This window comes from Inhella proteolytica, assembly GCF_016093275.1.
GTDB lineage: Bacteria > Pseudomonadota > Gammaproteobacteria > Burkholderiales > Burkholderiaceae_C > Inhella > Inhella proteolytica.
In genome coordinates, this window is record NZ_JAEDAK010000006.1 from 24,362 (window position 1) to 42,401 (window position 18,040).

Consider the following 18,040-nt stretch of genomic DNA (forward strand, 5'->3'; position numbering starts at 1 on the left):
GCGCACGGTGCGCGAAGGCGCTGCCGCCCGGCTCCCCGGCGAGCCTCGATCGCTTCGCCGTGCTCACGCTCAGCCGCTCAACCGCCGCACCACCTGCTCAGCCTCGTTGGGAATCTCGTTCAGGTGCCGCCCGAGCTCGCCCTGGAAGTCCTCAAAGCGCCAGTGCATGGCCTCTTCGCACAGGGCGTCGAAGCGCGCGCCCAGCAGCCTGGAGTGCGGGTCCAGGCGGGTGACGACGGTCAGGCCGCTGGGGTAGGTGGGCAGGGTGAAGACCTGCAGATCGGGCCGATGCCGCTGCAGCAGCACGATGGCCTTCCAGGTGTCGCCGCACCAGAAGATCGACTCGCGCTGCCGGCTCGCGGTCAGCGGGGCGAGGGGAAAGGTGTCATGGAACAGCACGATGGTGTGGCGCTGGGCGTGCTGCTCGATGTGGCGGAAATCGATCAGCGCCTGGTCGAAGGTGTGCAGGCCGTCGATGAAGGCCAGTTCGATGCCCCGCCCTTCGAACACGGCGTCCAGGTCCGGCTGCGCAAAGAAGGCGCCGCTGGTGAGTTGGAACAGCTTGCTGCGGGCCCGCAGGGCGTACTGGATGTCCAGCTGCGGGTCCACGCCCACTGCCAGCGTGGGCGCTTGGGCGAAGGCGAACGAGGCGCCGGTTTCCACGCCGATTTCCAGGTAGCTCGCCGGTGCAGCGAATTGCTGGAAGAACTGCAGCCACTCCAGATAGCCCGGCCCAGGAAACCGCGCCCGGGCCTGCGCGAAGTGCTGGCGCAGCAGCGACTGCTCCGCGCCATCGGGCTCGAAGCGGCCCGCGCACGCGGGCGCTGCGAAGAGCCTGCGGTCCTGCAGGGGCGCGCGGGCCAGCGGCTGCGGGCCCTGCAGCCAGCGCCACGGCAGGGCGGGTGGGGGCAGGCCCGGAACGGGCGGCCTGCGAAGGAAGAAGCGTGTCAGCGGCATCGCGAAGGGCCGGTCGAAGGACCGGCGCGCGCAGTCTAGGAGGCTCTCAGCGCTCGGGCGGCAGAGCGGCTCTGCGCGCCAAGCCCAAGGCCCCGCCCAGCTCCACCTTGTTGCGCACCTGCAGGGCCAGATAGGCGTCGCGCAGATAGGTGCGCACGGTGGCCGGCGTCAGGCCCAGTTGGCGGGCGATCTCCTTGTTCGACTGACCCTGGGCGAACAGTTGCGCCACCTGGCGACGGCGTGGGGACAGCGGGACTTCTTGCGCGCCTTCCTCGTCCAGCAGCAGCCAGAGCTGGCCCCCCTGCAGGCTGCAGCGCAGGCCGGCGGCCGCCGCGGGCAGGGCGCCGCCTTGCAGGGCGGCGCTGAAGTCGGGCGGCAGGCGCAGGCCGTCCCAGCCCGGCCAGCGCGCCAGCAACCACTCTCCCAGCCGCGTGCCGACGTAGACCAAGCGGCCGCTGCGATCGGCGCAGGCGGCCCGCGCGGGTGCGCCACCCGGCCCGGCGCGCAGCGCGTCCTGCAGCGCGAACTGCCAGAGCTGCAGCAGATGGCGGGCCCACACGCCGAAGCAGCGTGCGTCGGTGTCGCTGAAGGGCTCGTCCGCCGGGCCGCGGTAGAGGCAGATGAAGAAGCCATGGCCGGTCGCGGCGTCTTCCAGCGCCAGGCCCATCGCGTGCTCGATGCCGTGGCGGCGGTCGAAGGCGCGCACCGCCTCGGGCAGGGGCAGGCCGGCGTCACTGCCGCGCTGCACCTGGCCCGGCTGCGCGCGAATCGCGTCGCCGAAGTGGTCCTCGGCCGCAATCGACAGCCAGTCGGCCGCGAAGTGCTCCGGCAGGCCCAGGCTCTGGCTTTGGTAGATGGCGGGCGGCCCGCTGCGGTCGGCGTCCAGGGCCAGGCCCCACCAGCCGCTGCGAAAGCGCAGCAGCGTCTGCAGCGTGTGCAGGGCCTCGCCCAGGAATGCGCCCGCCGGCGGGCGCCGCGCCAGGCCACCCAGCGCCAGCAGCTGCTCGCTCAGCTGTTCGAGGGTCGGTGCGGGGCAGGGCATCGAAGGCGTTCCGAGAAGGGGCGGCGGCCGATGCTAGGCCTGGGCCCAGCGTGCCCGCCAGTCTGCATTTGCGGATCTGGTGGTGCGTGGCCGCCCTCCCTAGGCTTGCGGCCCTTCATCCACCCCTGCGAGCACCCGCCATGCGCCACCCGACGACGAGACGACACCTGATCCAGCTGCTGGGCGGCGGCGCAATGGGCAGCCTGCTGGCCGGCTGTGGCGGCGGCGCCGATGAGCCGCTGGCGCCGCCCGATCCCGCCGAAACCCTGGCCACCAACCTGCTGCTCACCACCCCCGCGAACCAGGCCGCCACCTACCGCAACGTCGACCGCATCGCCCCCACCCGGCGGGTGCGCCGCGGCGGCGCGGTGCGGGCGCTGCCGGTTCATGCGCGCTCGCTCGGCGGGCTGAAGTTTGACTTCGCTGGCCAGCAGGTTGGCCTGGACGACTACCTGGCGCGCAACCGCGTGGCCGGCCTGCTGATCCTGAAGGACGGCGCGGTGGCGCTGGAGCGCTATGGCCTGGGCAACACGCCGGCTTCGCTGTGGACGAGCTTCTCGGTCACCAAGTCCATCACCGCCACCCTGGTGGGGGCGGCGCTGCGCGAGGGCCATCTCGCCAGCCTGGACGAAGGCGTGGCACAGCGCCTGCCCGCGCTGCGCGGCACGGCCTACGCGGCCAACACCGTGCGCCAGCTGCTGCGCATGAGCTCGGGCGTGGCCTGGAACGAGGACTACGCGCTGGGCGCCGGCTCGGACATCGGCCGCCTGGTGCAGGCCGTGCAGGCGAACCGGCGCGGCGCCGTGCTGGAGCTCATGGCCAGCCGCCCACGCGCCGCCGCGCCCGGCACGGTCTTCAACTACAGCACCGGCGAATCCTTCGTGCTCGGCGCGCTGGTGGCCGCCGCGACCGGCCGCTCGCTCAGCGACTACCTGTCGGATCGGATCTGGAGCCGCGCCGGCATGGAGGCCGACGCCTACTGGATGCTGGAAGCCGCCGATGGCCTGGAGATGGGCGGCGACAACCTCAGCGCCACCTTGCGCGACTACGGCCGCCTGGGTCTGTTCCTGCTGCAGGAGGACGGCAGTCGGCTGCCGCCGGGCTGGCTGCGCCAGGCCAGCCAGCCCGAGGGCACCCCCACCGCCTGCGGCAGCCTCTACTCCGGTTACCCGCTCGGCTACGGCTACCAATGGTGGGCCTTCCCCAGCGGCGCCGAAGCCCTGCCGGGCCACGACGGCGCCTTCGCGGCCATGGGCATCTTTGGCCAATTCCTCTACCTGAACCCGCGCGAGAACCTGGTCGCCGTGGTCTGCAGTGCCTGGCCTGCGCCCTGGGTGGATGCGGCCGAGCTGGAGACCTTTGCGCTGCTCGGTACCGCCGTGGCGGACCTTGGGCAACGCTGAACAAGTCCCTCGTGCGTTGCGCATCCCTGTCTTGGGCGGGCTGCGGCGTTGCAAATGCTCGCCATAGCTGCGGCTATGGCTGTGCTTTGCGCCTTGCATCCCATCCCAAGCCAGGGCGCGCGCCGGCACGGGGACTCATTCAGCCTTGCCCTTGCGCTGAACCGGGCTTAGGCCGCCAGCGGCCAGGCCAGCCCCAGCGGCAGCTCGGCCGGCCCGAACAGCAGATGCAGCACGCGCCGCCGGCTGCTGCCGCGCGCCTTGGACGAGGCATGCAGCAGCAGCGGGCGCAGCAGCAGCCCATCGCCCGGTGCGGCCGGGCAGGGTTTCAGCGCGCGCGGCAGTGCGGCAATCTGGGCGTCGCTCAGCACCCCGCTGCGGTGCGTGCCCGGCAGCACCTGCAGCGGCCCGTCCGCCACTCCGCAGGGGTCCAGGTGCAGGCGCAGGGCCAGCAGTTCGGCCAGCAGCGCGGCCGGGGGCTGCACGAACAGCAGGCCTTCCTTCTCCGACCAGGGCCCCAGGCCCGCGGCCGCCACGCGGTGGGCCACCGGGATGCTCAGGTCCTGGTGCAGCGGCACCAGCCAGTTGCGCTGGCCAGACTTTTCAAACAGCGTGCATTGCACGGCGCGGTGCGCGGGAGGCAGCAGGCCCTGCAGCGCCGGGTGTGCGCGCAGGCGCGCCACGAGCTGCTGGCACCAGGGCTGGCTCAGCAGGGTGCGGCTGCCCGCGGCACACGCGGGCAGCGCGGCGCAGGCGGCGGTCAGTTCGGCGCAGGCGGAGGTGTCGAGCAGGCCGGGCAGCGCCAGATGGCCGTCGCGTTCGAGCGTCATCAGGCCGGACGTTGGGGTGGGCGAAGGCTCCATCGTCGCTCAGGCCTGCAGCCTGAGCTTCAGCAGTCGCTGGCCCGGCAGCAGTACCTGGGCCTTGTCCTGGCCGATGGCGCGCCATTCCAGCAGGCCGATGGGCGACACCAGCGCGGCGCGTGCCAGGCCGGGGGCCAGGGCCAGCACGCGCAGGCGTTCGCGGCGCGGCTGCGGTGGGGCATGCAGGCGCGTGGCCAGGGCCTCGGGCAGCTCCAGCTCGCCCTGGCAGTGGCCCGCCACGCGCACAAAGCGCAGCCGGCCTTCGAAGGCCTCGTCTTGCAGCTCGGCCTGGAAGCGTGTGTGCCCGGTCGGGCAGTCGGCCGCCACCAGGTCCTTCGGCAGCGGGCGGAAGGGCGCGCTGAGCAGTTCGGCCGTGCGCTCGATGGCGGAAGTCCACAGCGCGTTCGACAGCAGGCTGACGCTGAGCTGCTGCTCGGGCCACAGCAGCAAGACGCTGCGCGCGCCGCTGGTGACGCCGGCATGGTGGCGCAGCGCCTGGCCTTCCAGGTCCTGCCCCAGGCGCCAGCCAAAGCCCATTTGGAAGTCGCGCTCGCCGGACGGTTCGCCGCTGTTCAAGCGCTGGGGTGTCCACATCCAGTCGCGCGTGGCGGCATCCACCACGCGGCCCTGCAGCACCCGGCCGCCCCATTCGGCCAGCGCGCCCGGCGTGGCCGCCAGGCCGCCGCCGCCCCAGGTGTAGCTGTAGTCGTGCGGCGCGGCGGGCTGAGGGCCTTGCGGCGTCAGCGTGTAGGGGCGGCTCATCGTCCGGTCCTGCGCGTCGTCGCTGCGGTCCACGCCGATGGCCAGGCCGGGCGTGGTGTGGCGGGCCAGGAAGTCCAGGTAGTTCAGGCCGCTGCGCGCCTCCACCACGGCGCTGAGCACGGTGTAGCCCCAGGAGGAATAGTGGAAGCGCGCGCCGGGTGCGCCGACGAGTTGGCGCGCCTGCAGATGTGTGGCGGTGGCCTCGCGCGCGCTGGCATGGGCCTGGTGGCCGCGCCCGCTGTCCTGCGCCTGGTAATGCGGCACGCCGGCGCTGTGCGCAGCCAGCTGCGCGCTGCTCAGCGGCGGCCAGTCGGGCGGCAGGGCCTCGCCCAGCAGCGGCTGCACCGGGGCCTCGGGGTCCAGCTGGCCCTGCTGCACCAGCTGCGCGGCGGCGGTGGCGGCAAAGAGCTTGGACACGCTGGCCAGGCGAAAGCGTGTGTCCGCCTGCACGGGCAGCTGCTGCGCCAGGTCGCGCAGCCCGCTGCTGCCCTGCCACACCAAGCGCCCCTGCTGCCACACGGCCGCGCCCAGGCCGGGCACGCCGCTGCTCTCGCGCAGGGCGTCGAGCAGGGCCTGGGACTGCAGCTGCGGCGCGGGCGCGCTGAGGGCGGTGGCCAGCGTCAGCAAGGTGGGGGCCAGCAAGAAGCTCATGGGCGAGGGGCGGAGCGAAAAGCGTGCAGTCTGCGGGCTGGCGGCTCGGGGCCCATCCGTCATGCCCGGGCGGCCGCGCGTACGCTGGCGGGCCTGCTGAACCCGAGCACCGCATGAACCCGACCGATCTGCTGACCCCCCGCCTGCGCTTGTGCCCGCCGCGCGCCGAACAGGCCGAGGCCGTGGCCGCCTTTCTGGCCCGCAACACCGCCCATTTCGAACCCTGGGACCCGCCGCGGCCCGAGGGCCTGGCCACCGCGGCCTACCAGCGCGATTCCTTGCCGCGCCAGGCCGAGGCCTTCGAGCAGGGCAGCTGCTACCGCTGGTACGTCGAGCCGCTGCAGCAGCCGGGCACGGTGATCGGCAAGCTGGAGGTCAGCGGCGTCTCGCGCGGCCCGCACCAGAGCGCCTTCTTCGGCTTCGCCATCGACCACGCGCACGAGGGCCAGGGCCTGATGCGCGAGGCCGCTGAGGCCGTCATCGCCGCCGCCTTCGGCCCCGGCATCCAGCTGCACCGCCTGCAGGCCGCGCACCAGCCGCAGAACCGGCGCAGCGCTGGCTTGCTGCAGCGCCTCGGCTTCACGCCCATCGGTCTGGCGCGGGGGTATCTGTTCATCCACGGCGAGTGGCGGGACCACCAGTTGGTGGAGCTGCTGAATCCGGCGTTCAGCTGGTAAGGCTCAAACCATGGGTCCGGCGGGCCGCCAGCGCTGGCGCAGCAGGGCCCACAGCTGTGGCGCTAGCGCGGCCACCATGCCGGTCAGCAGCAGGGGCATCAGGACGCCCGCCAGGCTGAACGGGGCGGCGTACAGGATGGCCCATGCCAGGCCTGCCGCAGCGGCCTGTGCCAGCAGGGTGCGCCCGATGTGGAGCTCTTCCCGGTGCAGCCGGCGAAAGAAGCCTGCGGTGCCATGCACCCAAAGCAGCAAGGCAGGTAGGGCACCGGCTGCGCTCAGCCCATCCTCCACCCAGACTGCGCGACGCGCGGCTCGGGCCCTGTCTTCGATCTCCTGGCGCAGGGCTGCCAGGCCTTGCTGCGTGGGCTCCAGGTTCAGACGGTGCAGCCGGGGAGCAGCACTGCGGAACACAGGCCTCCAGTCCAATCCGTCCACGCGTTCGAGCTTGTCCAGCAATGCGTCTGGAGTTACTTCGGACGACTGCAGCTCCAAGCTGACCCGCAGCTGCTCCATGAAGGCCTGGGTCGTCGGTTCCATCGGCTCCCAATAGCCCTGCGAGATGCTCAGCACATAAAGACCGGGCTCGCCCTGCAGGCCTGCCCGTGCGGCGAAGCGGGCCGTGAACGCGGCTTGCGCCGGCTCGACCGGCAATAGCGTCAGCAGCCGCCTGCAGCCTCGATCCGCTTGCTCCAGCACCTGGAACTCCGTGCTGCATGCCTGGTGCTGGCCGGCGCAGTGCAGCACCGTGAGGCGCCGAAGCGCCGAGCAAGACAGGGCCTGCGCCGCGCCGGTACCGATCAGCAACAGGGTGACCAACAGGGTCCGCAACGAGCGGGCAAGCGGGGCGGCTTGGGCATGGGGCATGGCCCCGATGGTGCCCGAACCAAAGCCCCGGCATTTCCGCCGGAGGCTCGACCCTGGCAAGCTGCCACCCCATGAGCCTCTCCCTGCCCTTCGACAACAGCTACGCCCGCGAACTCCCTGGCCTGTACGTGGACTGGCCGCCGGCTGCCGCGCCGGCGCCGCGCCTGCTGTTCCTGAACCAAGCCCTGGGTGCCGAACTGGGCCTGCCGCCGCTGGCCGAAGACCAGGCCGCCGCCCTGTTCGCCGGCAACGCGCTGCCCGCCGGTGCCCAGCCGATTGCGCAGGCCTATGCCGGCCACCAGTTCGGCGGCTTCTCGCCCAGCCTGGGCGATGGGCGCGCGCTGCTGATCGGCGAGCTGATCGATGCGAGCGGCCAGCGCCGCGACCTCGCCTTCAAGGGCTCGGGCCGCACGCCCTTCTCGCGCGGGGGCGATGGCAAGGCGGCGGTGGGGCCGATGCTGCGCGAGGTGCTGATCGGCGAGGCCATGCATGCCTTGGGCGTGCCGACCACGCGTGCGCTGGCCGTGGTGGCCACGGGCGAGTCGGTCTACCGCGAAGAGGCCCTGCCCGGCGCGGTGCTGACGCGCGTGGCCGCCAGCCATCTGCGCGTGGGCACCTTCCAGTACTTCGCCGCGCGCGGCGAATTCGAGCAACTGGCGCGCCTGGCCGATTACGCGATCGCCCGCCACGACCCCGGCTTGAGCGCGCACCCCGAGCGCCTGATCGAGTTCCTGCGTGCCGTGAGCGCGCGCCAGGCCCGCCTGATCGCGCAGTGGATGAACCTCGGCTTCATCCATGGCGTGATGAACACCGACAACATGACGATTTCGGGCGAGACCATCGACTACGGCCCCTGCGCCTTCATGGAGGCCTACGACCCCGCCACCAAGTTCAGCTCGATCGACCAGCGCGGCCGCTATGCCTACGGCAACCAGCCGCCCATCGCGCAATGGAACCTGGCCCGCCTGGCCGAGGCGCTGCTGCCCCTGCTGGCCGACCCCGAAGGCCCCGAGAGCGCGATGGACGCCGCCGTGGCCCAGGTCACCGCGGTGCTGGACGGCTTTCCGGCCCTGTACGAGGCCGCGCTGCGCGCCGGCCAGGCGCGCAAGCTGGGGAGCGCAGACGCCGCACTCAGCGATGACTGGCTGGCCCTGCTGCAGCAGGGCAAGGCCGACTTCACCGCCAGCCACCGCGCGCTGGCCGCGGCGCTGGAGGGCGACGAAACCCCGCTGCGCCGCCGCTTTGAAAGCACGGAAGGCCTGGACGCCTGGCTGGCACGCTGGCGCGCCGCCTGCGCGGCCACGCCGGCTGAATTGCGGGCCGCCAACCCGGCGGTGATTCCGCGCAACCACCGCGTCGAAGAGGCGCTGGCTGCCGCGTCCGAAGCAGACGATCTCACCCTCTTCGAGGCGCTGCTGGTCGCGCTGCGCCGGCCCTTTGACGAGGACCCCGCGCGGGCCCGCTTCACCGAGCCCGCACCGCCCGCGCAGGCGGCCTGCTACCGCACCTTCTGCGGCACCTGAAGCGGCACCTGAAGCGGCCTATGCTGGCCTCGAAAAGGAGGCCGGAGCGATGTTGAAGTGGATGCTGATCACCCTTGCCGCGGCCCTGCTGCCGCTGGCCGCCTGGGTGACGCAGCGCTTCCGCGCCGACATGGCCGAGGCCTACGCCCGCCTGCAGACGGGTTCGCAGCTGCTGACCACGCCGCAGGAGGCCATCGAGTACCGCGTGCAGGGCCAGGGCGCAGCGGTGCTGGTGGTGCATGGCAGCGGGGGCGGCTTCGACCAGGGCGAGCTGCTGGCCGAGGCCACGCTGGGCTCGGGCTGGCGGCTCGTCATTCCCTCGCGCTTCGGCTACCTGCGCTCCAGCCTGCCGGCGCAGGCGAGCTTCGAGGCCCAGGCCCACGCCTATGCCCGCCTGCTGGACCACCTGGGCCTGCCGCGGGTGGCGGTGCTGGCCTTCTCGCAGGGCGGGCCCTCGGCGCTTTGGTTCGCGCGCCTCTACCCGCAGCGCGTGTCGGCGCTGGTGCTGCTGTCGGCCGGTGTGGCGCGGTCCGCCGAGGCCGCGCAGCAGCAGGCCGATGCCAAGGGCGCGGCGCTGATGCGCCTGTTCCAGCACGACTTCGCCTACTGGGCGCTGACGAAGGCCTTGCCGGATCGCTTTCTGGACCTGATGGGCGTGGACGCCGCGGTGCGCGCCGCCCTGCAGCCGGCGCAGCGCCGCCTGGCCGACGCACTGCTGCAGCGCATGAACCCGGTGGCCCCGCGCGCGGCCGGGGCGCGCCTGGACAACCAGGCCGAACTGCCCGGTGCCGAGACCCTCGCCGCCATTCGCGCCCCCACCCTGGTGCTGCATGCGCGCGATGACGGCCTGCAGCGCTTCCACAACGCCGAATCCGCCGCCCGCCACATCCCCGGCGCCCGCCTGCTGGCCTTTGATCGCGGCGGGCATTTGCTGCTGGCCGTGGAAAACGCGGCCGTGCGCCGCGCCGTGGCCGAGCACTTGCAAGCGCACCCTAGCGTGGCGCCACCCGCCGAGTAGGCCGGCGCGCCGAGGCGATGCGCAGGGCCAGCTGCATCGGTTCGGCCTGCGCCAGGTTGCACAGCACGATCACCGTCAGCTCCGGCGCGGCCGCATGCAGGTAGGCGATCTTGAAGCCCTGCCAGGCGCCTTCGTGGCGGTAGCCGGCCAGCGGGTCGGGTGGGCCGGGCAGCTCCCAGCCCAGGCCGTAGGGGTGGGTGCTGCCGTCGTTCAGGCGCACGGGCGTGAACACCTGCTGCCAGCTGGCCGCGCTCAGCAGCGCGCGGCGGCACACGGTGCTCCAGGTTCGCCCAGCCATAGCCCCGGGCGTGCAGCAGCTGCCCGCGCTGCACCACGGCCACGGCCGCGCCGGGGATGCGGCGCTCGCGCAGGTCCGCTTGCACCAGCGCGTCGATGCTGCGCGCTGCATCGGGTTTGGCCGCCGCGCCCGGCGCCAGCGTGGCCGCGGTCCAGCCCAGCAGCATGCGACGCTGCAGCCGGGGGGCGTTCACCAGCCCTCCGGCCGTGCCTCGGCGCGCATGCGCTTGATCCAGCGCTTGGCCTTGTCGCGTTCGCGCAGTGCGTCCAGGTCGCGCCCGGCCAGGAAGACCTCGCCGCGCCAGGCGGCCTGGGCCTGCGTCAGCAGCGGGGCCAGGCGTGCCGGTTCGGGCTCGCGCTCGGGGTTCAGCTCGAACTGCGCGCAGAACTGCGCGGCGCGCTGCTTGAGCTCGGCGCGCAGCTCGTCCAGCTGCTCCTGCAGCACGGCGTTGAAGTGCTGGATCTGCGCCTCGCTCGCGCGGCGCAGGTGCTGGGCATCGATCTGCTCCACCTCCAGCTGCAGGCCCAAGAGCGCGAGCAGGTCCTCGGCCGCGTAGGCGGCGTTCACGCGCTGCATCAGCGCGGTGCGGCGGGCGGCTTCCTCGGCATCGGGGGCGCGGTCGGGGTGCAGGGCGCTGGCCAGCTTGCGGAACACCTCGCGCAGGGTCTGCTGTGTCTGGGCCTGGGCGGCTTCCTGCTGTGCCTGTCGGCGCAGCTGCGCGGCCGTGGGCTTGCGGCGCGCCTTGCGCGCGGCGGCCTCGGCTTCGGCATCGGCCTGCTGCTGGTCCAGCTGGGCGCGCACGTGGCGGAACAGCTCGTCGGGGCTGGCGAAGTCTTCGTCCTCCAGGTCCAACCCGGTGTGCGCGGCCAGCGCGGCTTTCAGGCGCTGCAGCTCCAGGGCCTGGGCGCGGTCCAGCGCCAGGTCGGCATGGCGGTCGTGCAGGGCCTTCCAGTGCGCGCGCTCGGCGGTGCTCAGCGCCGCGTCGGCCAGGGCCTCCTGAGCCAGATTGCAGGCGATGTCGCGCATCACCGCGCGCTCGCCCGCCGTCCAGCCCTTGGGCTCGGCCAGCCAGGCGTCCAGCTGCGTGGCCACGGCACGGCGCAGCGCCAGGGCTTCGGCGCGCAGCGGCGCCACCTGCTGGGCAAAGGCGGCGGCGAAGGGCGGCAGGGCGTCGTCCCAGGCCTGCAGCTTCTGGCGTGCGCCGTCCAGCTGCTTTTGCAGCTGGTTGAACTTGCGCTGCGCGGGGCCGAGCGCGGCGTCCGGGGGCTGAGGGATGGTGAGCAGGCGGGCCATGGGGCGCGGATTGTCCGGCCCGCCCCGGCCCACTCACTGCCAGCCCCTACTTGGCCTGGATGCGGTGCACGTACTCGATCAGCGTCAGGATGCGGGCGCGCACATAGGCTTCGGGGTCATAGGGCAGCTCGCCGTAGTACTCGCCCGCCTGCAGTCGGTACTCGCGGCCCCAGACCGGCATGTCGCGCGTGCCATGCGCGGGCAGATTGCCGGCCTCGATGGCTTCGTACATGCGGGCGATCGGCAGCACGCCGCCGTTCTGCTTGGCCAGCAGCGTCAGATCCGGCGTGCGCCGTGTCAGCAGCTCGGCCAAGGGGCCATTGCCCTTGCCCGACACCCCATGACAGGCCGCGCACTTGGATTCGAACTCCCGCTTGCCGAAGTCGACCCGCTCGCGCGGGGTCTGGGCTCCGGCGGCCACGGCCAGGGCCGCGCAGGCCAGACCGGAAAGAAGATGTGCGACTTGAACCATGACACCCTCCTGAAAGCATCCCAGCATGGCCCCGGCGCTGGCGGCCGGCTTTGACTTGGCGCAAGGCCAGGAGGGCGTGGCCGGGGCGGCAGGCCGCCCGCTGCCTCAGCGCGGGGCCGCGGGCGCCGGCAGCTGCAGCTGCTGCGCCACCGCCAGGCATTGGCGAATGTGCTGCTCGCACACCCACTTCAGCGCGGAATAGGTGAGCAGGGCCGACACCGCCTGCCCCGCCACCGGCACGAACTTCGCCGCCTGCTGGGTGGTCAGGCGCACGCCCACGGCGGCCAGCGCCTTCAGGATGAGATCGCGCGTGATGAGCCGCCCGATCAGCAGGCTGCCGCCAGCGCTCACCGCCTTCAGCACCGCCACCTTGCGCTCGGGCGCCAGGTGCTCGATCTGCTCGGGCGTGAGCCCGAAGGCGAGGTTGATCTGCGGGATCAGGCGCAGCAGGATGCCGACATCGGTGGCCCAATCCAGCATCGGCACCGGCACCGCCGCTACTCCCGCGGCCAGCAGGGCGCGCTTGCGCACCAGGTTGCGGCAGTGCCGCACGGCGGCTTCCAGGTGGGGCGGGATGGGTTCAGGCAAACGCATGGCGGCCATGGTGCCAGTCTGCCGCGGGCGGCTCAGGCGATGGGCGGATAGTCCCCACAACCCTCCGGCCAGGGTGTCAGCACTTCGAAGCCCTGCGGCGTCACCGCCACCATGTGCTCCCATTGGGCCGATAGCGACCCATCGGCCGTCACCACCGTCCAGCCGTCCTTCAGCAGCTTCACCTTGCGCCCACCCGCATTGATCATGGGCTCCACCGTGAAGATCATGCCGGCCTGCAGGCGCAGACCCTGGCCGCGCTGGCCGTAGCTCAGCACATCGGGCTCGGTGTGGTACGCGGTGCCGATGCCATGGCCGCCGTAGTCGCGCACATCGGTGTAGCCACCCTGCTTCGTCACGGCCTGGATGGCATGCCCGACATCGCCCAGCGTGGCGCCGGGCCGCACCTGCAGGATGCCGGCGCGCATCGCCAGGTAGGCGCTGTCCACCAGCTGGCGCGCCGCGGGGCTCACCGTGCCCACGCAGTACATCCGGCTGGTGTCGCCAAACCAGCCCTCGTGCACCAGGGCCACATCCAGGTTGACGATGTCCCCGTCCTTCAGCACGTCCCGAGCCGAGGGCACGCCGTGGCAGACCGTGGCGTTCACCGAGGTGCACAAGGTGTGCTTGAAACCGTGGTAACCCACATTGGCGGGCCGGCAGCGCAGCTCCTGCACGATGAAATCATGGCAGCGCTGGTCCAGCTCCAGCGTGCTGACGCCCGCCTTCACATGGGGCGCAATCATCTGCAGCACCGCCGCCGCGCGCTCGCCGGCGGCCCGGGCGCGGGCGATCTCGTCGGGCGAGCGCAGGGCGATGGCGGCCTTCATGCTCGCGCCCGCGTGTTGGGCTTCTTGGCCGGGGCCAACTCATCCGCCAGCCGCGCCAGGTCCAGCCCACCATCCCGCTCGGCGCGGATCAGCAGCTGGCCCAGCTGGGCATGCGTCAGCTGTGGGTGCAGCTCGGCCAGCAGGCCCACGCGCATCCAGTGCTCGGCCTGCGCATTGATGGAACGCGAGAAGGCCGCGCTGGCGATGCGCAGGTTCTCGTGCATGGAGTCGGAGAGTTTGACGATGCCCATGGCGGCGCATGATATGCGCTTTGTATATGTTTCGAATAATCGACCGGGGCGCATCCGCGCCGGGCTCAGGCCCGGCAGAACTCGGCGATCGCCCGCCAGGCGCGCTGGCTCTCGGCCAGCTTGGGCAGGGCCAGCGGGTAGTCGTGCAGCATGCCCGCGCCGATCAGCTCTTGCACCGCCACGCCGGCGGCGCGGGCCTTGGCAACGCAGCGCCTCGTGTCGTCCAGGATGACCTCATGCCCACCGACGACGAAGAGCAGCGGCGGCAGGCCCTCGAAGCGCCCGAACAGCGGCGAGATGCGCGGGTCCGTGGCGTCGGCGCCGGCCAGGATCTGCGGCACCCAGGCCTCCGCATGCTGGCGGCCGAACCAGTCCAGGCGCCGGTTGGTCTCGACCGAGGTGCCGCTGCAGCTCAGGTCCGTCCAGGGCGAAATGACGAAGCAGCGCTCGGGCAGGGGGCCGCCCTCGTCGCGCATCGCCATCATCAGCGCCAGTGCCAGGCCGCCCCCGGCCGAATCGCCGGACAGCGTCAGCGCCGCCCCGGGGTGGAGCGCAGCGAGAGCCCGCCAGGCCCGCTTGACGTCCTCGAAGGCGGCCGGGAAGGGGTGCTCGGGCGCCAGCCGGTACTCGGGCATGAAGACCTGGGCCCGGCAGCGAAAGCTCAGGTTGTTGGCGCGTGCCCGGAAGGAGGCCGCCGAGCCGAAGAAGTAGACGCCGCCATGCAGGTGCATCAGCAGGCGCTGGGGCTCGGCCAGCGAGCAGGTGGACTCGGCGGGCACGCCGCCGAGGTCGTGGTCGGCAAAGCTGATGGCCGGATAGCGCGCCTTCAGCTTGGCGCGTGACACCGTCGACAGGCGCTCGTACTGCGCCCGGATGTCCTGCATCGGCCGGCTGGGCCGGAACACCCAGCGGCCGATCTGGGTCTGCAGCCAGACCGTGGCGCGCTCGCGCACCGAGCTCATCGGCGGCACCTGGCCAGCGACGGCGCAGAAAGCTTGCGGACAGATCCAGCGAGCCATGCCATGGCAGCCTCCTAGCCCGGGACGGGCCGGCCAGCCTAGCACCGCCACCCCCAGGGCTGTCGGCCCGGATCGGCGCTGGATGCGGCCCCCCAATCCCGTTCCGGGCCGCGGCCATAAAATCCGCCCCCTTTTTTCGCAGGGCAGCATGCAGGCAAGGCAACAGCAGGTGAATCCGCTGGTCAGCAGCAGCGGGGCGCCGGGCTGGAGCAGCATCCGCACTGCAGGCCCGGCGCTGCCGCATGTGCTCAAGGCCTGGGGCCTGCCGCTGGCGGCGGCGGCCCAGGGGCCGGTGAGCGAGCGCCTGGCCCAGAGCCTGTCCTGGCTGGACGCGGTGGCCCTGGCCGAGGTGCTGAACGGCGCCTTACCCGCACCTGCGCCGGACGCCACCCAGCGCCTGCAGGCCACCCGCGCCTGGGCCCGCAGCGCGCTGCAGCGCCTGCAGGCCGAGTTGCAGGCCGGCTTCGCCGACCCTGTACTGGTGCGCGAAGGCCCCACCACCACCAGCCTGCGCCGCCCACCGGCACGCGCCAGCGCGGCGCCCAAGCCGGCGGGCGCGCTGGATGCCGTGGCCCCCTACCGCCTGCACCACAGCACGCAGCAGCGCAGCCTCGCCATCCGCGCGACGACCCTGCGCGGGCAGCTGCGCAGCCAGCTCAGCAGCACCACCCCGCGCCTGGCCCGCTTGGCCGCGCTGGACGCCGTGTTCGAGCGCGCGCTGCAGGCGCGCGAGGAGCAGGCCCTGGCCAGCCTGCCCTCGATGACGGCGCAGCGCGGCATCAGCCTGCGCGCGGCCGACCCGGAACCGGACCCCGAGGATCGCAGCGCCTGGCCCGCCCCCGGCTGGCGCGGCCAGCTGTGGGACGAACTGCAGCAGGTGCTGCAGGCCGAGCTGGACCTGCGCCTGCAGCCGGTGCTCGGCCTGATCGAAGCCCTGCACGACGACGACACGAATTGACGACCGGAAGACGAACCGCCTGATGAACCGCTTCACCGCCCTCCTGTCGAACACCGCCCTTGTGGCCGGCGCCCTGGCCCTGGCCTGGGCGGCCTGGGCCACCGCCCAGCACCACCCGCTGGCCCTGGGCATGACGGCCCTGATCGCCGCCTTCTACGCCCTGGGCGCCTGGGAGCTGCGCGCCTACCGCCGCGCCAGCCTCAGCTTCCAGTACGCGCTGGATGGTCTGCAAGCCGCCGCGCCGGCCAGCGCCGAGGCCTGGGTGCAAGTCCTCCCGGCACCGCTGCGCGCGGCCGTGCGCCTGCGCCTGCAGGGCCTGCCCGCGGCCTGGCAAGCCCCCGCGCTGGCCCCGGCCCTGGCCGCGCTGCTGGTGCTGCTGGGCATGCTGGGCACCTTCATCGGTCTGGTGCAGACCCTGGGCGGCACCGCGCAGGCGCTGCGCGCCACGGCCGATCTGGCCGCCATGCGCGCCGCCCTCACCACGCCCGTGCAGGGCCTGGGCCTGGCCTTCGGTTGCTCGGTGGCCGGTGTGGCCGGCTCGGCCATGCTGGGCCTGATGAGCGCGCTGGCGCGCCGCGAACGCGCCACCACCGCCCAGGGCCTGGAGGCCGCCCTGGCCGGCCCGCTGCAGCCCTGGACGGCCGCCGCCCGCCAGCAGGCCACCCAGGCCGCGCTGGAGCAGCAGGCGCAGGCGCTGCCGCAGCTGGTGAGCGCCCTCGGCGCCCTGAGCACCCAGCTGAGCCAGCAGCAGCAGCAGTTCCATGAGCAGACCGCGCAGCGCTTCAGCGCGCTGGCCGAGTCCGTCGACGCCAGCCTGCGCCAGGCCCTGAGCGCCAGCGCCCAGCAGGCCGCCGACACCCTGCGCCCGGCCGTGCAAAGCACGCTCGACGCCCTGGCCACCCAGGCCGGCCAGCTGCAGCAAGGCCTGGCGAACGATCTGCGCCAGCAGCTCGAACCCCTGAACCACAGCCTGCAAGGCATGGCCCAGCGCGTCGAGCAGGCGCTGATGGCCCAGGCCGAGCGCCAGGCCCAGACCCAGGCCACCCAGACCGACACCCTGCAGCAGGCCCTGGCCGAGACCGCCAGCGCGGTGCGCAGCAGCGCTGAGCAGCTGCACAGCCGCCTGGCCGCGCAGGCCGAACAGCAGCTCGGCCAGGCCGCCAGCGCGTTGCGTGCCGACAGCCAGGCCGTGGCCGAGCGCCTGCAGGCCGCCCTGCAAGCCCAGGGCGAAGCTGCCACCCAGCAGGCCCAGGCCCTGCAGCAGGCCCTGGCCGCCAGCGCCGCCCAGGCCGCGCAGGCGCTGCAAGCCAGCGTGCAGGAAAGCTGCGCGGCCCTGCAGGTCCACAGCCAAACCAGCCAGCAGGCCCAGCAGCAGAACGCTGAGCACACCCAGGCCGCGCTGCAAGCCAGCGCCGGCCACATTCAGCAGGCCCTGGAGGCCAGCGCCGCCCGCGTGCAAACCACGCTGGAAGCCAGCGCCGAGCGCGTGGCCCAGGCCCTGCAACAGGGCGCACAGGAAAGCCAGCAGGCCCTGCAGCTGGGCGCGCAGGCCAGCCAGCACGCACTGCAGGCCACCACCGAGCGCCTGCAAACCCTGCTGGAACAACACAGCCACACCCAGCGCGAAGCCCTGGCCGAGAGCCTGGCCCAGGCCGGTGCCACCCTGCAGCAGGTGGCCCAGCACACCCAGCAGGCGCTGGACGAGGGCGCCGCCCAGCAGCAGGCGCGTGCCAGCGGCCTGGCCGAAGACTTCAGCCAGCGCAGCGAGCAGCTGCTGGCCCATCTGCGTGAGGCGCAGCACGGCCTGCAGCAGCGCCTGGCGCAAGACGACGCCGAGCGCCTGGCCGCTTGGCGCGAGGCCCTGGCCGCCCAGGCCGCCGCCTTGCAGCAGGGCTGGCAGCAGGCCGCCGCCGCGCACGCCGCGCAGCAGGCCGAGCAGGCGCAGGCCCTGGCCCACACCGCCCAGGCCGTGGTGGCCCAGGCCGAGGCCCAGGCCCGCCACACCGTGCAGGAAGTGACCACCCTGCTGCAGCAAGCCGCCGAGGCCCCGCGCGCCGCCGCCGAGGTGGTGGCCTCGCTGCGCGAGCAGCTCTCGCGCAGCCTGGCGCAGGACAACGCGGCGCTGCAGGAACGCGCCGAGCTGATGCAGACCCTGCACCAGCTGCTGGCCACACTGCAGCAGGCCGCCGGCGAGCAGCGCCACGCCATCGACACCCTGGTGCAGGGCAGCGGCGAACAACTGGCCCAGCTGGGCGAACGCCTGGCCACCGAACTGGCCAGCGCGCGCAGCGGCCTCAGCGAGGCTTCGGTGCAGCTGGCCGCCAGCGCCGCCGAAATGGGCAGCCTGGGCGAAGGCTTTGGCGCCGCCGTGGCGCAGTTCCACAGCGGCAGCGAGCGTCTGGTCGGCCATCTGGAGCGCCTGGACGAAGGCCTGAGCCGCGCCCAGACCCGCAGCGACGAACAGCTCGCCTACACCGTGGCCCAGGCGCGCGAGCTCATCGAGCTCTGCACCCTGGCGCAGAAGCAGGTGCTGGACGCGCTGCGTGAGCGCGCCCCGGCCCTGGCATGAGC

General features: G+C 73.0%; 18 protein-coding genes and 1 pseudogene. 6 read left to right on the forward strand and 13 right to left on the reverse strand.

Going from position 1 to position 18,040, the window contains the following annotated elements:
* Nucleotides 1-69: 69 nt before the first annotated feature.
* Nucleotides 70-957, reverse strand: coding sequence for a class I SAM-dependent methyltransferase (locus I7X39_RS09915; protein ID WP_198111002.1), 888 nt, complete (start codon nucleotides 955-957; stop codon nucleotides 70-72).
* Nucleotides 958-1,003: 46 nt separating this feature from the next.
* Nucleotides 1,004-1,999, reverse strand: a complete 996-nt coding sequence (locus tag I7X39_RS09920) for a helix-turn-helix transcriptional regulator (RefSeq protein WP_198111003.1) — start codon at nucleotides 1,997-1,999, stop codon at nucleotides 1,004-1,006.
* 140 nt (nucleotides 2,000-2,139) lie between these two features.
* Between I7X39_RS09920 and I7X39_RS09925 the strand changes: the two genes are divergently transcribed.
* On the forward strand, nucleotides 2,140-3,402 hold the full coding sequence (locus I7X39_RS09925; RefSeq protein WP_198111004.1) for a serine hydrolase domain-containing protein: 1,263 nt from the start codon (nucleotides 2,140-2,142) through the stop codon (nucleotides 3,400-3,402).
* 167 nt (nucleotides 3,403-3,569) lie between these two features.
* Here the strand turns inward: I7X39_RS09925 and I7X39_RS09930 are convergent, their stop codons facing one another.
* Nucleotides 3,570-4,229 carry a phytanoyl-CoA dioxygenase family protein gene (locus I7X39_RS09930; protein WP_198111005.1) on the reverse strand — a complete coding sequence of 220 codons (660 nt, stop codon included), beginning with the start codon at nucleotides 4,227-4,229 and terminating at the stop codon, nucleotides 3,570-3,572.
* 39 nt (nucleotides 4,230-4,268) lie between these two features.
* A complete protein-coding gene (locus I7X39_RS09935) occupies nucleotides 4,269-5,675 on the reverse strand; it encodes a serine hydrolase domain-containing protein (protein WP_198111006.1) in 1,407 nt (468 codons plus the stop codon).
* A 113-nt stretch (nucleotides 5,676-5,788) separates the two neighbouring features.
* Between I7X39_RS09935 and I7X39_RS09940 the strand changes: the two genes are divergently transcribed.
* Complete coding sequence (locus I7X39_RS09940) at nucleotides 5,789-6,352, forward strand: GNAT family N-acetyltransferase (RefSeq protein WP_198111007.1); 564 nt, start codon at nucleotides 5,789-5,791, stop codon at nucleotides 6,350-6,352.
* Between the two features lie 3 nt (nucleotides 6,353-6,355).
* On the opposite strand, the gene I7X39_RS09945 is transcribed toward I7X39_RS09940, so the two are convergent.
* Nucleotides 6,356-7,216 carry a hypothetical protein gene (locus tag I7X39_RS09945; protein WP_198111008.1) on the reverse strand — a complete coding sequence of 287 codons (861 nt, stop codon included), beginning with the start codon at nucleotides 7,214-7,216 and terminating at the stop codon, nucleotides 6,356-6,358.
* A 71-nt stretch (nucleotides 7,217-7,287) separates the two neighbouring features.
* On the opposite strand from I7X39_RS09945, the gene I7X39_RS09950 reads away from it, so the two are divergent.
* A complete protein-coding gene (locus tag I7X39_RS09950; RefSeq protein WP_198111009.1) occupies nucleotides 7,288-8,739 on the forward strand; it encodes a protein adenylyltransferase SelO in 1,452 nt (483 codons plus the stop codon).
* A 49-nt stretch (nucleotides 8,740-8,788) separates the two neighbouring features.
* Nucleotides 8,789-9,757, forward strand: coding sequence for an alpha/beta fold hydrolase (locus tag I7X39_RS09955; RefSeq protein WP_198111010.1), 969 nt, complete (start codon nucleotides 8,789-8,791; stop codon nucleotides 9,755-9,757).
* On the opposite strand, the gene I7X39_RS09960 is transcribed toward I7X39_RS09955, so the two are convergent.
* From I7X39_RS09960 to I7X39_RS09995, 8 genes and pseudogenes are all read right to left on the reverse strand, one after another.
* A complete protein-coding gene (locus I7X39_RS09960) occupies nucleotides 9,732-10,055 on the reverse strand; it encodes a serine hydrolase domain-containing protein (RefSeq protein WP_198111011.1) in 324 nt (107 codons plus the stop codon). The genes I7X39_RS09955 and I7X39_RS09960 overlap by 26 nt on opposite strands.
* Before the next feature lie 10 nt (nucleotides 10,056-10,065).
* Nucleotides 10,066-10,221 (reverse strand): annotated as a pseudogene (locus I7X39_RS23810) (hypothetical protein); the annotation flags it as partial.
* A gap of 23 nt (nucleotides 10,222-10,244) precedes the next feature.
* Nucleotides 10,245-11,348 carry a J domain-containing protein gene (locus tag I7X39_RS09970; RefSeq protein WP_198111012.1) on the reverse strand — a complete coding sequence of 368 codons (1,104 nt, stop codon included), beginning with the start codon at nucleotides 11,346-11,348 and terminating at the stop codon, nucleotides 10,245-10,247.
* A 46-nt stretch (nucleotides 11,349-11,394) separates the two neighbouring features.
* On the reverse strand, nucleotides 11,395-11,820 hold the full coding sequence (locus tag I7X39_RS09975; RefSeq protein ID WP_198111013.1) for a c-type cytochrome: 426 nt from the start codon (nucleotides 11,818-11,820) through the stop codon (nucleotides 11,395-11,397).
* Nucleotides 11,821-11,925: 105 nt separating this feature from the next.
* A complete protein-coding gene (locus I7X39_RS09980) occupies nucleotides 11,926-12,423 on the reverse strand; it encodes a hypothetical protein (protein ID WP_198111014.1) in 498 nt (165 codons plus the stop codon).
* 23 nt (nucleotides 12,424-12,446) lie between these two features.
* Nucleotides 12,447-13,241: a type I methionyl aminopeptidase gene (map, locus tag I7X39_RS09985; protein ID WP_198111015.1), complete on the reverse strand. Its 795-nt coding sequence runs from the start codon at nucleotides 13,239-13,241 to the stop codon at nucleotides 12,447-12,449.
* Nucleotides 13,238-13,492 carry a ParD-like family protein gene (locus I7X39_RS09990; RefSeq protein ID WP_198111016.1) on the reverse strand — a complete coding sequence of 85 codons (255 nt, stop codon included), beginning with the start codon at nucleotides 13,490-13,492 and terminating at the stop codon, nucleotides 13,238-13,240. Before I7X39_RS09990 ends, map begins: the two co-directional genes overlap by 4 nt.
* Before the next feature lie 65 nt (nucleotides 13,493-13,557).
* A complete protein-coding gene (locus I7X39_RS09995) occupies nucleotides 13,558-14,511 on the reverse strand; it encodes an alpha/beta hydrolase (protein ID WP_198111017.1) in 954 nt (317 codons plus the stop codon).
* A 148-nt stretch (nucleotides 14,512-14,659) separates the two neighbouring features.
* On the opposite strand from I7X39_RS09995, the gene I7X39_RS10000 reads away from it, so the two are divergent.
* Both I7X39_RS10000 and I7X39_RS10005 read left to right on the forward strand, forming a co-directional pair.
* Nucleotides 14,660-15,469: a DUF3348 family protein gene (locus tag I7X39_RS10000; protein ID WP_198111018.1), complete on the forward strand. Its 810-nt coding sequence runs from the start codon at nucleotides 14,660-14,662 to the stop codon at nucleotides 15,467-15,469.
* 22 nt (nucleotides 15,470-15,491) lie between these two features.
* Nucleotides 15,492-18,038, forward strand: coding sequence for a coiled-coil domain-containing protein (locus I7X39_RS10005; protein ID WP_198111019.1), 2,547 nt, complete (start codon nucleotides 15,492-15,494; stop codon nucleotides 18,036-18,038).
* Nucleotides 18,039-18,040: the final 2 nt, after the last annotated feature.

What these genes read in the sequence shown, in the direction of transcription:
- I7X39_RS09935 (WP_198111006.1), bottom strand. Translation starts at nt 5,675, where the DNA reads ATGAGCTTCTTGCTGGCCCCCACCTTGCTGACGCTGGCCACCGCCCTC.
- I7X39_RS09920 (WP_198111003.1), bottom strand. Translation starts at nt 1,999, where the DNA reads ATGCCCTGCCCCGCACCGACCCTCGAACAGCTGAGCGAGCAGCTGCTG.
- I7X39_RS09915 (WP_198111002.1), bottom strand. Translation starts at nt 957, where the DNA reads ATGCCGCTGACACGCTTCTTCCTTCGCAGGCCGCCCGTTCCGGGCCTG.
- I7X39_RS10000 (WP_198111018.1), top strand. Translation starts at nt 14,660, where the DNA reads ATGCAGGCAAGGCAACAGCAGGTGAATCCGCTGGTCAGCAGCAGCGGG.
- I7X39_RS09950 (WP_198111009.1), top strand. Translation starts at nt 7,288, where the DNA reads ATGAGCCTCTCCCTGCCCTTCGACAACAGCTACGCCCGCGAACTCCCT.
- I7X39_RS09995 (WP_198111017.1), bottom strand. Translation starts at nt 14,511, where the DNA reads ATGGCTCGCTGGATCTGTCCGCAAGCTTTCTGCGCCGTCGCTGGCCAG.
- I7X39_RS09925 (WP_198111004.1), top strand. Translation starts at nt 2,140, where the DNA reads ATGCGCCACCCGACGACGAGACGACACCTGATCCAGCTGCTGGGCGGC.
- map (WP_198111015.1), bottom strand. Translation starts at nt 13,241, where the DNA reads ATGAAGGCCGCCATCGCCCTGCGCTCGCCCGACGAGATCGCCCGCGCC.
- I7X39_RS09955 (WP_198111010.1), top strand. Translation starts at nt 8,789, where the DNA reads ATGTTGAAGTGGATGCTGATCACCCTTGCCGCGGCCCTGCTGCCGCTG.
- I7X39_RS10005 (WP_198111019.1), top strand. Translation starts at nt 15,492, where the DNA reads ATGAACCGCTTCACCGCCCTCCTGTCGAACACCGCCCTTGTGGCCGGC.
- I7X39_RS09960 (WP_198111011.1), bottom strand. Translation starts at nt 10,055, where the DNA reads ATGGCTGGGCGAACCTGGAGCACCGTGTGCCGCCGCGCGCTGCTGAGC.
- I7X39_RS09990 (WP_198111016.1), bottom strand. Translation starts at nt 13,492, where the DNA reads ATGGGCATCGTCAAACTCTCCGACTCCATGCACGAGAACCTGCGCATC.
- I7X39_RS09980 (WP_198111014.1), bottom strand. Translation starts at nt 12,423, where the DNA reads ATGGCCGCCATGCGTTTGCCTGAACCCATCCCGCCCCACCTGGAAGCC.
- I7X39_RS09970 (WP_198111012.1), bottom strand. Translation starts at nt 11,348, where the DNA reads ATGGCCCGCCTGCTCACCATCCCTCAGCCCCCGGACGCCGCGCTCGGC.
- I7X39_RS09945 (WP_198111008.1), bottom strand. Translation starts at nt 7,216, where the DNA reads ATGCCCCATGCCCAAGCCGCCCCGCTTGCCCGCTCGTTGCGGACCCTG.
- I7X39_RS09930 (WP_198111005.1), bottom strand. Translation starts at nt 4,229, where the DNA reads ATGACGCTCGAACGCGACGGCCATCTGGCGCTGCCCGGCCTGCTCGAC.
- I7X39_RS09975 (WP_198111013.1), bottom strand. Translation starts at nt 11,820, where the DNA reads ATGGTTCAAGTCGCACATCTTCTTTCCGGTCTGGCCTGCGCGGCCCTG.
- I7X39_RS09940 (WP_198111007.1), top strand. Translation starts at nt 5,789, where the DNA reads ATGAACCCGACCGATCTGCTGACCCCCCGCCTGCGCTTGTGCCCGCCG.